The sequence below is a fragment of the Actinomadura livida genome, assembly GCF_014648675.1.
GTDB classification, from domain to species: domain Bacteria; phylum Actinomycetota; class Actinomycetes; order Streptosporangiales; family Streptosporangiaceae; genus Spirillospora; species Spirillospora livida.
In genome coordinates, this window is sequence record NZ_BMRO01000012.1 from 157,590 (window position 1) to 170,225 (window position 12,636).

10 protein-coding genes are annotated in these 12,636 nt (G+C 72.3%); 5 read left to right on the forward strand and 5 right to left on the reverse strand.

The features are described 5' to 3' along the window. Positions 1–23: 23 nt before the first annotated feature. On the reverse strand, positions 24–1,007 hold the full coding sequence (locus IEZ03_RS27110) for a UbiA family prenyltransferase (RefSeq protein WP_184879861.1): 984 nt from the start codon (positions 1,005–1,007) through the stop codon (positions 24–26). A gap of 334 nt (positions 1,008–1,341) precedes the next feature. On the opposite strand from IEZ03_RS27110, the gene IEZ03_RS27115 reads away from it, so the two are divergent. Together IEZ03_RS27115 and IEZ03_RS27120 are read left to right on the forward strand one after the other, a co-directional pair. Continuing rightward, positions 1,342–3,018, forward strand: a complete 1,677-nt coding sequence (locus IEZ03_RS27115; RefSeq protein ID WP_184879859.1) for a 2-isopropylmalate synthase — start codon at positions 1,342–1,344, stop codon at positions 3,016–3,018. A gap of 150 nt (positions 3,019–3,168) precedes the next feature. After that, positions 3,169–4,104 carry a prephenate dehydrogenase gene (locus IEZ03_RS27120; protein WP_184879857.1) on the forward strand — a complete coding sequence of 312 codons (936 nt, stop codon included), beginning with the start codon at positions 3,169–3,171 and terminating at the stop codon, positions 4,102–4,104. Between the two features lie 124 nt (positions 4,105–4,228). On the opposite strand, the gene IEZ03_RS27125 is transcribed toward IEZ03_RS27120, so the two are convergent. From IEZ03_RS27125 to IEZ03_RS27140, 4 genes are read right to left on the reverse strand one after another with little or no spacing between them, the layout of a single operon-like run. Continuing rightward, complete coding sequence (locus IEZ03_RS27125) at positions 4,229–5,029, reverse strand: TIGR03084 family metal-binding protein (protein ID WP_184879855.1); 801 nt, start codon at positions 5,027–5,029, stop codon at positions 4,229–4,231. Next, complete coding sequence (locus IEZ03_RS27130; RefSeq protein ID WP_184879853.1) at positions 5,026–6,129, reverse strand: carboxymuconolactone decarboxylase family protein; 1,104 nt, start codon at positions 6,127–6,129, stop codon at positions 5,026–5,028. The genes IEZ03_RS27125 and IEZ03_RS27130 overlap by 4 nt, the downstream gene beginning before the upstream one ends. Before the next feature lie 14 nt (positions 6,130–6,143). Continuing rightward, the gene (locus IEZ03_RS27135) at positions 6,144–7,799 is read right to left on the reverse strand and encodes a GMC family oxidoreductase N-terminal domain-containing protein (protein WP_184879851.1); all 1,656 of its coding nucleotides are present in this window, start codon (positions 7,797–7,799) and stop codon (positions 6,144–6,146) included. Further along, on the reverse strand, positions 7,796–8,365 hold the full coding sequence (locus IEZ03_RS27140) for a DUF5987 family protein (RefSeq protein ID WP_184879849.1): 570 nt from the start codon (positions 8,363–8,365) through the stop codon (positions 7,796–7,798). Before IEZ03_RS27140 ends, IEZ03_RS27135 begins: the two co-directional genes overlap by 4 nt. A gap of 189 nt (positions 8,366–8,554) precedes the next feature. Between IEZ03_RS27140 and IEZ03_RS27145 the strand changes: the two genes are divergently transcribed. The 3 genes from IEZ03_RS27145 to IEZ03_RS27155 are packed head-to-tail and all read left to right on the forward strand — an operon-like array spanning position 8,555 to position 12,634. After that, the gene (locus tag IEZ03_RS27145) at positions 8,555–9,610 is read left to right on the forward strand and encodes a DUF1702 family protein (protein WP_229808609.1); all 1,056 of its coding nucleotides are present in this window, start codon (positions 8,555–8,557) and stop codon (positions 9,608–9,610) included. A 52-nt stretch (positions 9,611–9,662) separates the two neighbouring features. Further along, entirely contained in the window at positions 9,663–10,643 is a 981-nt protein-coding gene (locus IEZ03_RS27150; RefSeq protein WP_184879847.1) for a DUF1702 family protein, read from the forward strand. Beyond that, positions 10,640–12,634: a CRTAC1 family protein gene (locus tag IEZ03_RS27155; protein WP_184879845.1), complete on the forward strand. Its 1,995-nt coding sequence runs from the start codon at positions 10,640–10,642 to the stop codon at positions 12,632–12,634. Before IEZ03_RS27150 ends, IEZ03_RS27155 begins: the two co-directional genes overlap by 4 nt. Positions 12,635–12,636: the final 2 nt, after the last annotated feature.

Consider the following 12,636-nt stretch of genomic DNA (forward strand, 5'->3'; position numbering starts at 1 on the left):
GTCCGGCTGCTCGCGGTGCCGGGTCAGATCGCGGGCGTCACCCAGAGCGGGATGAACGCCGCCGAATGGCAGGCGTGCTGCGTGACCATGAAAGCCCGATAGGGGAGGCGCCTGCGCGACATTTTCGCGGCGTGCGGGCCCAGACATATCGCCGCCATCGCCACGGCGCCCGCCAGCATGACGAACCCGGGCCACAGAAGGGGGCGCACGAACGTCCCCGCAGCCACGCAGAATGATATCGCGAGAACGAACGCGCACACAACGATGAGGCGCAAGGTGGCCGCTTCGCCGATTCGCGCCGGAATGGATCTTCGTCCCGCGGCGACGTCACCGCTGATATCGGAGAAATCCTTCGACAGCATGCCGACGGTCCCGATCCAGATCACCATCGCGGCCATGAAGAGCGTCAGTTCGACGCCCACGGAGCTCGCGCCGATCTCGGCCTGCGAGCGGAAGCCCGCATAGTAGGTGAGCAGCGCGAGCGACATTCCGGTAAGGCTCGAGGTGATCGGCCGACGCTTCAGGTAAAGTGGCGGACCAGAATAGCCGATGCCGATGGCCAAGTACAGGAGCAGCGCCCAGACGGCGTCCGCGCCGATGGAGGCCATGAGGGCGAGCGACACGATGGCCGCCGCGACGGTGACCTGGGCGGCGAGCCGGGTGGGCAGCGCGCCGCGCACGATCGGCCTGCGGGACCCGTTGACCCGGTCCTCGGTGCGGTCCATCACCCCGTTGAACAGGTAGACCGCGAACACCCCGCCCAGCCACGCCGCGGCCGCCACGAAGGCGCGGCCCGCGTCGCCGGCGCCGCCCCCGGCGGCCGCGACCCCCGCCCCCAGCGCCGCGGCGGCCAGGAAGCGCAGCAGTGAGATCACCAGGACGGAGGGCCGCGCCTCCAGCACGCACAACCGGGCGATCGCCAGCGCCTCCCGCATGGCCGGAACCGGGCGCATCGCATTCGGAGTGGTCGTCATACCGGTGATCGTCACCCGGTTCTTCCCGGTCATCAAGATCAAGCCGGGGTTTCCGCACGAACACGGGCGTCGTTACGTCTTTCGATACCCAATCGCCATGGCACACGGCTTTCGCAATATCATCCGGCGTTGCCGTAGTCCACCGTCAGACGCCTGTCCGACCCCTCGACCGTCCCCCGCACGCGACACCGTGGCGTCCCGAAACGGGGCGAGACGCTTCGGTGCCCACCGGCCGAGCACATCGGCGATCGCCGACTATCGCCATTCATTCGCCCCCGGTTTGGCAAGATCACGCCTTGCGCCGGAGACCCGTCCATGACACGGCACACCGGCCGAACCCGTAACACATCGGCAAAGGAGAGACCAGATGAATTCACATCAGCGTTACCGGGCGTTCAATCGCGTCGAGCTTCCGGACCGCACCTGGCCCACCCGGATGGTCACCCGGGCCCCGCGATGGCTCTCCAGCGACCTTCGCGACGGCAACCAGGCGCTGGCCAGGCCGATGTCACCCGAGCGCAAGCTGCTGCTGTTCGAGCTGATAACCGACATGGGCTACAAGGAGATCGAGGTCGGCTTCCCGGCGGCGAGCCGGGACGACCACGACTTCGTGCGGCTGCTCGTCGGCAAGGACCTCGTCCCCGACGACGTCCGGATCACCGTGGGCACCCCGGCCCGCCCCGATCTGATCCGGCGCACCGTCACCGCGCTGGCCGGCGCGCGCAGCGCCACCATCTGCGTGTTCAACGCGACCGCTCCGCTCGCCCGGCGGCTGGTCTACGGGATCGACCGCGACGAGTGCCGGGAACTCGCGGTGCGGGGCGCCACCACGCTGCTGCGGGACGCCGAGGAGCTGCTCGGCGATTGCGACCTCGGGTTCGAGTACACGCTGGAGATGTTCAACGAGACCGAGCCCGACTTCGCGCTTGAGGTCTGCGAGGCGGTCATGGACGTGTGGCAGCCGGGTCCGGGCCGTGAGACGGTCCTGAACCTGCCCTCCACCGTCGAGCGCTCCGGGCCGCACTTCTTCGCCGACCAGGTCGAGTGGATGAACCGCAACCTGTCCCGCCGGGAGCACATCTGCCTGTCGGTCCACCCGCACAACGACCGCGGCACCGCCGTGGCCGCCGCCGAGCTGGCCGTGGCCGCCGGGGCGGACCGCGTCGAGGGCTGCCTGTTCGGCAACGGCGAGCGCACCGGCAACGTGTGCCTGGTGACGCTCGGCCTCAACCTGTTCAGCCAGGGAGTCGATCCCCGGATCGACTTCTCCGACCTCGACCGGATCCGAAGAACCTACGAGTACTGCACGCGGCAGACCGTCCATCCACGCCATCCCTACGCCGGCGACCTGGTCTACACGACCTTCGCCGGGACGCACCAGGACGCGATCGGCAAGGGCCTCGCGGCGCTGGACGACACCGGAACCGACGCCGGACCGGCCGAATGGAACATGCCGTACCTGCCGATCGACCCCCGGGACGTGGGCCGCTCCTACGAGGCGGTCGTCCGCGTGACCAGCCAGTCGGGCAAGGGCGGCGTGGCGTACATGATGCGGGCCTGGCACTCGCTGAACCTGCCGTCCGGGCTCCGGGACGACTTCGCGAAGGTGGTGCAGGCCCGGTCCGAGGCGACCGGCGGCGAGGTCGGCCCGATGGAGCTCTGGCGTCTGTTCAACGACCGGTACATGGTCCCGGGGTCCGGCGACGCCCCCGCGGGGGCGGACGTCCGGCTGCACGTCGACGGGCGCACCGCGCTGATCGGTCCGGCCGACCGCGAGGAACTGGCCCGGCGCCTGCGCTCGGCCCACGGGGCGGTCGACGTCCGGTTCGTCGAGACGGCCCTTCCGCCCGTCCCGACCGGCGTCCTTGCGCGCGGGGAGGGCGGTAGCAAGTTCGCGGTCTACGCGGAGTGCCGGACACCCGACGGGAGGCGGACCTGGGGCGCCGGTCTCGCCGACGACCCCCAGACGGCCGCCGCCGCCGCGATCAGCGCGGCCGCCCACGCCCACACCCGGAACGGCCACCACGCCGTCCCGGCGGCGTAGCCCGACCCGGCGGCGCGGGGCGGGCCGGAACTGAGCCGTGTGCGGGGCGGTGACGCGGCAATCCGGGAGGTGCCGCAGGTGAGCGGGGATGTGACGATGCGTCAGGTAGGCCGCCAACGGCACCTTCCCTTACCGCAGGATGGCGAAGCGATGAGCCCTGAGGTCGTGCACCGGGTCGCGGTCATCGGCACCGGCATGATCGGCACCTCGGTGGCGCTCGCCCTGCGCGAGGCCGGCACCGGTGTCACGCTGTCCGACCGGGACCCGGACGCGGTGGCGGCGGCGGTGCGGATGGGGGCCGGGGCGGCGCGGCGGCCGAGTGATCCGCCCGCCGACGTGGTGGTGATCGCGACCCCGCCGTCCACGGTCGCCGAGGTCCTGAAGCAGGCGCAGGCCCGCGGCCTGGGATCGGTCTACACCGATGTCGCCAGCACCAAGGCAGGGGTGGTCGCGGACGCCGCGCGGGCCGGCTGCGACCTGGCCCGCTACGTCCCCGGCCACCCGCTGGCGGGACGCGAGCTGGCCGGTCCCGCCGCCGCGAACGCCGGACTGTTCGCCGGGCGGCCGTGGCTGCTGTGCCCGCACCCCGCGACGGAACTGGGCGCGGTCCGGACGGCGATGCAGGTGATCAGAGCCTGCCGGGCCGTCCCCAGGCTGCTCACCGCCGACACGCACGACCGGGTGGTGGCCGCGGTGTCGCACGCCCCGCACGTGGTCTCGGCCGCGTTGGCGGCGCGGTTCACCACCGCCGACGACACGACGCTGGAGCTGGCCGGACGGGGCCTGCACGACACCACCCGGATCGCGCACGGCCCTCCGGGGCTGTGGACCGACATTCTCAGGGGCAACGCCGGCGCCGTGGCGACGGTCCTGGAGGCGGTGGTCGACGATCTGGCCTCGGTCGCCGCCGACCTGCGCAGCGCCGCCGCCACCGGTCTCCGCGACGCCGCCACCGCCGACCTCGCGACGCTGACCGACCTGCTCAGCCGCGGCAACCGCGGCCGGGCCCGCATCAAGGCCGCCAAGGCCGCCCCGCGCCCGGCGGACCACCCGGCCCCCGCCCCCGCCTGGCCCCGCGGCGCCTGACCCGCAACGCCACGGCGTCCCCGCGGACCCGCGCCCGCGATGCGGCCCCCACATTCTGCGGTCGTGCCGGTGGGGGCACGCCGAAAGGCGCGCCGGTGTCGGCGCGCCTTCGGGTGGTGGGGGATCAGCCGGCGAGGGTCTTGAGGTGGTCGAACTGGCCGGGGGCGCGGCCCTCGCCGGCGGGGCCGCGGTACGCCTGCGCGATGTCGAGCCAGCGGTCGGCCTCGGCGCCGGTCGCGGTCACCGCGAGGTCGGCGCGGTGGCGGCGGCGGGTGACCAGGAGCGCGAAGTCGACGGCGGGGCCGGTGACGCGCTCCGCGGAGTCGGCCGGGCCGTACTCCCACACCTCGCCGGAAGGGGCGGTGATCTCGTAGCGCAGCTGCACGGGCGGGGTCGGCAGGCCGCGCGACAGGTAGCCGAAGTCCCAGGTCAGCGTCGCGAAGATGACCACGTGGCCGATGCGGTCGGTGCGCTCGGGGCGGATCCGCAGGGTGTCGGCGATGTCCTGGCCGTGCGCGAACAGCTCCATCATCCCGGCGCAGGCCAGGACCGTCGCGGGCAGCGGGCGGACCAGCCACGGCACGATCGCGCCCTCCGGCAGGTCGGTGAGCGCGCGGACGGCCTCGGCGCTCTCCTGCCGCCAGCGGGCCAGCAGCTCGGCGGGCGAGTCGAGCGGGTAGCCCTCGAGCGCGCCGTTCACGGCGGCGTTGAAGTCGTCGATGTTCGAGGTGAGCGCGGTGAAGGTGTCGGGGTCGGAGGCGGCGAGCCCGGCCAGCCGGAACACGAAGGACAGGTGGGCGACCTGCTTGGCGATCGTCCATCCCGGCGCGGGCGTCTCCAGCGCCCACTGCCGCTCGTCCAGGGCGGCCACCATCCTGTCCACCAGCTCGGTCTCGGTCGCCAGGTCGGCGAAAACGTCGTTCATCGGTCCGTCCTCTCGGTGTTGATCGGCTCCGCCGATACGGTGTTCGACCAGCCGCCCACGGTCAGCGCGGCGGTCATGGCGGCCCATGAGGTGAGTTCGATCAGGGCCCGGTCGTCCGATCCGGTCCGCCGGAACGCCTCGACCGCCCCGGGGCCCGCGCGGTAGGAGGCCAGCGCCGTGAGGAGCGCCAGCCGGCCGGCGGGCCGGTCGGCGGGAGGCAGCCCGGTCACCAGGTTGCCGGGCCAGCCGCCGGACAGCGGCGGCTCCGTGCCGTCCCAGTCCGCCAGCGTCGCCGTCACCAGTTCCCGGACCGAGCCGGGCACCGAGCGGACGCCCGCGGCCTCGACGGCGGTGGACGCCCGCGCGAACGCCTCGGTCACGGTGGGCGACCCGGCCGCCCAGCCGAGCGGCGCCGCCGGTTCGGCCGGCGGGAGCAGGTCCAGCGAGGCGCCGGGCGGATGCGTGCCGAGCGTGGCGCCCCGCAGCACCCTGACGAGCAGGCGCAGCAGCCCCCCGCGCGCGGCCGCCGGCAGCCCCGGGGGGAACGGCGACTCCCGCAGGAACACGTTGACCATGCGGTTCAGGTAGTGGAACGTGACCGCCACACCGGCCAGCTCCGCGGCCTCCGCGGGGGACCCCGGCGGCTGGCTGCGCCGCGCCAGGTCGCGCCGCCCGGACGCGCCCGCCCACCGGACGATCTCGCGCAGCCCGGTGTCCCCGATCGCTTCGGCGCCGCCGGTGGCGACGGCGGTGGCGTCCCGGGCGGCGGACCCGTCGTCCGCCAGGCCGCGCAAGGTCGCCGCGTGCACGTCCACGCAGTACGGGCAGGTGTTGGACCGGGACACGGCGGCGCCCACCGCCTCCTTGACCGCGCGGCCGGTCACGCCGGTGGCCACCAGCGTCTCGCGCAGGATCACCCACGACGCGGCGAGCGCCTGCGGCGACGGCGAGTGCAGGGCGATCGGCGGGGCCAGCATGCCGAAGTCGCGTTCGACCTGGGCGTAGACCTGGGCCACCAGGTCCCCGGCGGCGGGCGGCGGCACCGGCGTGACGTGCCTGGCCTGCCCCAGCGAACTGCGGCGGGCGACGCGGATGAACATGCCGTTCCCCCTCCTCAACCGCGGACCAGGCCGGGCAGCAGGTCCCGCACGCCGCGGCGTCCCGCGGTGGACCCGTCCGGGGCGGGCGCCCCGTAGGAGACCTCGATCCCGCGCCGCCGCGCGGCCTCGACGATCCCGGGCATGGCCCGCTCGGCCAGCGCCGCGATGGTCATCGCGGGGTTGACGGTGAGGGCGCCGGGGACCGCGGACCCGTCGGTGACGAAGATTCCCGGGTGGCCGCGCAGCTCGTGCCGGTCGTCGAGCGCGGAGGTGGCCGGGTCGTCGCCGATGCGGCAGGACGCCAGCGGGTGGACGGTGTAGGCGCCCACCAGGTCGTTGGTCCAGGGCGCGACCTTGGCCAGCCCGTCCCGCTCCAGGATGTCCTTGCAGGCCGCGTCCGCCTCCGCCCAGCCGCGCAGCGTGTTGGGCGTCGGGTTGTAGCGGAGCGGGCCGCGGCCCAGCATCTGCTGGGAGATGCGGACGGCGTTGCCGGTCGGCGGCGGCGGGCCGAAGACGCCCTCGTTGTCGTCCTCGGTCATCTGGAAGATGATCAGCCAGTTCCGCCACTGGTCGAGCATCTTCTTCTTCTCCACGCCGAAGAAGGTCGGGGCGTCCGCGCCGGGCGCCTGCGCGAGGATGGTGCCGAGGCCGGGCGGGAAGTAGAGCTGCTCCAGCGAGAACCGGCTGTACTCGGGACGCGAGCCGTCGAGGTAGTCCCAGCACGCGACGGTCGGGCCCTTGCCGACCTGGAAGGCGCCGTAGGGCCGCCCGCCCGGGCCGGTGAGCCCCAGCACGTCCCGCACCCGGTCCTCGTCGAACACGGCGGTGTTGAGCCGTTCGCCGTTGCCGGAGAAGTACCGGCCGACGGCGTGCGGCATGGAGCCCAGGTGCGGCTCGGAGCGCTGCAGGATCACCGGCGTCGCGCCCGCCCCGGCGGCCACGATGACGAGCTTGGCGTCGATCACGCCCCCGCCGACGGTGACCCGGTAGTCCTCGTCGTCGATGACGTTGTAGTGGACGCGGTACCCGCCGTCGTCCGTCCTGGACAGGTACTGGACCTCGTGCAGCGGGCGGATCCGCGTCCCGTGCGCGATGGCCGCGGGCAGGTAGTTGAACAGCAGCGACCGCTTGGCGTCGAAGCGGCATCCGGCCATCATCCAGTTGCAGTTCGTGCACGTGGCGGTGTCGATGCCGACCGGGACGGGGTTGGCGGTGTGCCCGGCGTGCGCGCAGGCCGCAGCCCACAGGCCGCCGGGATAGCTGACGTCGTTCCAGTCCTGGGTGCGGGCGGGGATCGCCTCGGCGACCCGGTCGTACCAGGGGTCGAGGGCGTCCCGGTCGATCATCGCCGGCCACATGCGCCGGCCGATGCCGCCGTGCCGTTCGAAGACGAACCGCGGCGCCCGGGGCAGTGCGGCGAAGTAGACGACGCTGCCCCCGCCGACGCAGTTGCCGCCGAGCAGGCTCATCCCGTCCCCGGCGACGAAGTCGAACACCTTGGTGTAGGACGAGCCGAGCAGGTAGTCCTGGTCGAAGTCCTTGCCCTCCAGCCAGGGTCCGCGCTCCAGCACCTCCACTTTCGCGCCGCCCGCGGCCAGGTGGTAGGCGGCGATCGCGCCGCCGAAGCCACTGCCGATCACGAGGACGTCGGTCTGTTCGGCGGCGCTCATCCCAGGCTCCCTGATTCGATCGTGTCGGGGTGGAGGTCCGCCAGTGCGCGGCCGTAGGAGTACTCGGGGAAGCGCCACAGCCCGTCGGAGTCGGGGTGGGCGAACCCCATGGCGGTCAGGCCGGGGTGCCCGTCCGCGAGCGCCTCGGCGGTGTGCCGGTGCGCGGCGCTGTCGTAGGCCATGTTGCTGAACAGCGCCAGCAGCACCCAGAACTCCTTCTCCGGGTGCCCGGGGTCCAGCAGCCGCTGGACGAGGGCGGTGCGCTGACCGAAGTCCAGCGCGACGAACGGCGGCACATCGTCGTCCAGTTCCGCTCCGTGTTCGGCGGCGAAGGCCCGGGCGTGCTCGTTCAGCAGGCCGACCAGCTCGGGCAGGGCGTCGGTGATCCCCGTCGCGTCCCACGCCAGCAGCTCCAGCGCTCCCGCCTCGACCGCTCCGGGCCCGGGGGCGGCACCCGCGATCGCGCGGTCGTCGGGCGACCGCTTCTCGCCCGGGACGATGGTGTCCGCGAACGCCTCCAGCGTCAGGACCCTGGTCTGTTCCGCACCCGGCGGATCTGGTCTCACGGCCTCTTCCCTTCGTCCTGGGCCACGTCGTCCGGCCGTTTCAGGGTGTGGCGCCCCGCCTTCCGCAGGCATCTTCACAATTGCTTGGGTACGGCCCGAGAACGGCAATAGGCGATGGCGCAATACGGGAGTAACCGGCTACATATCGCAGCAATACGGAGGATGTTACTCCGACCCGGAAAGCTGACGATGGCATGGCGCAAGCCGACCGCCGACAAGGTCATGGGGATGGCCAAGGAGGGATACTCGATGCCGACCGCCCTTGGCTCGATTCGAAGATTGATCATGACTCCCGCACTGGCGGACGTGACCGCGGCAAAGCGCGGTTTTCCGGTACGGGAATCGGAGATCACACGCCATCTGGAGGCGATCCCGCAATCGGTGATCTGCGGCTTCGAATGGGGCATCGACGCGCGCGGGCTGTGGGAGGTCGAACGCCGGCTGAGCCAGATCCAGCCGGAACTGCGCGGCTTCGCCTACGAGGGCGCGACGATGGCCTTCACCATCGTGGACACGATGGGGCGGCGTGGCCACCGCACCCGCGAGCTGCTGGAGGGACCGGGGAGCCCGCACATCTTCCTCGCCTACATCGGGATCGGCTTCGCGATGGCGCGGCTGCCCCGGCCGCTGTGGAAGAAGGTCCTTCCCGACCTGCACGGCTCGCCCTACCACCCGACGATGAGCTGGCTGGCCGTCGACGGCTACGGGTTCGACCGCGCCTACTTCGACACCGAGCGGTGGGTCGACCGGCAGCACCGGCCCAAGCCGTATCCCTGGCTGGGCTCGCCCGACTACTTCAACCGGGCCGTCGACCAGGGCATCGGCCGCTGCCTGTGGTTCATCCACGGCGCGCAGGCCGCGGACGTCGCGGCGCGCATCGAGAAGTTCGCCCCGGAGCGCCGGCCGGACCTGTGGAGCGGGGTCGGCCTGGCCGCGACGTTCGCCGGCGGCGCCGACGCCGCCGGGCTGGAGACGCTGCGCCGGCTGGCCGGCGCCCACGCCGCCGACCTGGCCCAGGGCTCGGTGTTCGCGGCGAAGGCCCGCACCTACGCGGGCCACGTGCCCGAGTACGGCGCGGCGGCCACGCTGGCGCTCACCGGGCTCTCCCCCGAGGCCGCGACCACCCTCGCCGACGACTCGGCCGTCCCGGAAACCGCGGGAGGCGCCGACCTCCCCGCCTACGAGATGTGGCGGACGAACGTACGGAGGCATTTTCTCTCCGTCGTCGAGAACCGCACCGCCTGACCATTCGGACAGGCGATGAGAGTGCTGCAAACCGCGGATTGAAGGAGTAGAGATGGCCAACGGCTGGCGCTCGCTCAGGCGCCGGATCCTGACCCCGAGCATGGATGAGACCAAGCTCGACAAACGCGGTTTCCGGGAGAAGAACCCGGCCGCACGCGAGATTCTCGAGACCGTTGGGGAAATGTTTCTCACGGGTTACGGCCACGCCGCCGAGGAAGACGACATCCCCGCTCTCGAACGCCATTTGGAAGCGCTCCCACGGGACTTCCAGGGCTTCGCCTACGAGGGCGCGGCGATGGGGCTGGCCGTCCGGGACGGGTTGCCCTTCTCCCGTGGCGGGAGGGTCGACCGCCTCCTCGCGGGCGAGGGCGGCAGGCACGTCTACATGGTCTACGTGGGGATCGGCTGGGCGATGGCCCGGCTGCCCAGGTTCCGCTGGCCCGAGAGCGAGAGGACCGACCCGCTGCTGCGGTGGCTCGCGCTCGACGGCTACGGCTTCCACCAGGCCTATTTCCACACCCGCAAGTACGTGCACGAGCAGTACCAGGAGACCGCGTTCCCCTGGCCCGCCGAGCACCGCGGGTACGCTCCCCGCGCGATCGACCAGGGCGTCGGACGCGCGATGTGGTTCGTGGCGGGCACCGATGTACGGGAGGCCGTCGACCTGATCGAGCGGTTCGCCCCGGAACGCCACCCGGACCTCTTCGCCGGTCTCGGCCTGGCCGCGACCTACGCGGGCGGTGCCGGCGAGGACGAGCTCCAGCTGCTGCGCGAGCGCGCCGGGGAGCACCGCCCCCACCTCGCCCAGGGCAGCGCGTTCGCCGCCGAGGCCCGGTTGCGGGCAGGGCTCGCGACCCCCAACACCGCCACCGCCACCCAGGTGCTCTGCGGCATGACGCCCGAGCTGGCGGCGCAGGTGACCCATGAACTGCTGCCGGAGACGGCGGCGACCGACGGCGAGCTGCCCGCCTACGAACTGTGGCGCGCGCGCATCGCGGAAACACTCATCACCCGCGGAGGTGTTCGAAGGTGACCACATCGCTCCGGTTCCTGTACCGGCAGCTGCCCGGAGTCATCGCGCTCGCATTGATGGTGAGCGTGTTCTTCGCGGTCCGGCTGCCCTCCGCCTCCAGGGCCGAAAAGGACGACCTGGCGAAACGCTACGCGTTCGAGCCGCACTCGATCGCGTTACCCGGCGGGTACACGCAGCAGTCCATCCGCAAGGTGAACAAGGCGTACAAGCACATCGACGCGTGGATCTCCTCGGTCGGCTCGGCCGTCGCGATGAACGACCTCGACGGCGACGGCCTGCCCAACGACCTGTGCATCACCGACCCGCGCATCGACCAGGTCGTGGTGACGCCCGTCCCCAACGCGAAGGGCGACCGGTACAAGCCGTTCGCGCTGAGCGCCGGCTCGCTGCCGATGAACGACCTGATGGCCCCGATGGGCTGCGTCCCGGGCGACTTCAACGAGGACGGCCGGATGGACCTGCTGGTCTACATGTGGGGCCGCACCCCGATCGTCCACCTGGCGCGGTCGGACGCCAAGGCGCTGGACGCGTCCGCCTACCAGGCGACCGAACTGGTCCCCGGTGTCGCCAGCGGCTCCAGGTACATCGGCCCGCAGTGGCACAGCAACGCCGCCACCGTGGCCGACTTCGACGGTGACGGGCACGCCGACATCTTCATCGCCAACTACTTCCCGCACAGCCCGGTGCTCGACCCCGCGGCCGACGGCGGCGTGTCGATGAACCGGTCGATGTCGCACGCCTACAACGGCGGCGAGGACTACCTCTTCCGCTGGACCGCCGGCACGGGCGGCGCCCGGCCGACGATCGCCTTCCAGCGGCACGACGACGTGCTCCCCAAGAAGGTGTCCAAGGGCTGGGCGCTGGCCGCCGCGTCCAACGACCTGGACGGCGACCAGCTGCCCGAGCTGTACGTGGCGCACGACTTCGGCCCCGACCGGCTGCTGTACAACCGCTCGGTGCCGGGCCGGTTCCAGTTCTCGGTGGTGGAGGGCAAGCGCCGGCCGGCGCTCGTGCCCAAGTCCAAGCAGGTCGGCACCGACTCCTTCAAGGGCATGGGCGTCGACTTCGGCGACCTCAACGGCGACGGCCTCTACGACATGTTCGTCAGCAACATCACCACCTCGTTCGGCCTCGAGGAGAGCCACTTCGCGTTCGTCAACGCGGCCAAGAACCAGAACGTCGTGCGCGCCAGGCTGAACGCGGGCGAGTCGACCTGGGAGGACCGCAGCGCCCCGCTCGGCCTGGCCTGGTCCGGCTGGGGCTGGGACGCGAAGATCGCCGACTTCGACAACAGCGGCACCCCCGTGGTCGCCCAGGCCACGGGCTTCATCAAGGGCGAGGTCAACCGGTGGCCGCAGCTGCAGGAGCTGGCCGCGTCCAACGACGGCGTGCTGGAGCACCCGATGTGGTGGCCGAACGTCACCGCGGGTGACGACATCGGCGGCAGCCAGCGGCTGCACTTCTTCGTCAAGGGCGAGGACGGCCGCTTCGTGAACCTGGCCCACGAACTCGGCCTCGCGGTCCCCGTGCCCACCCGCGGCATCGCCACCGGCGACGCCGACGGGGACGGGCGGCTGGACTTCGCCGTCGCCCGGCAGTGGGAGGACCCGGTCTTCTACTCCAACGTGAGCCCCTCCCCCGGGTCCCACCTGAATCTGCGGCTGATCCATGCCGGTCAGAAGCACGACGGCCAGAAGGACGCGGACGAGCCCGCCGACGGCGGCATGCCGGCCCCCGGCTCCCCGGTGGTCGGCGCCCAGGTGACCGCCACGACGGCCGACGGGCGCAAGGTGATCGGCCAGGTCGACGGCGGCAGCGGCCACTCCGGCAAGCGCAGCCACGAGATCCACCTGGGGCTGGGCGAGACCGAGGGACCGGTGACGGTGATGCTCTGCTGGCGCGATCGCACCGGTCAGCCCCGAGAACAGCACATCCAGCTCACGGCGGGCACGCACACGCTCGTCCTGGGCACCGAGGCCACCGAGAGGTGACG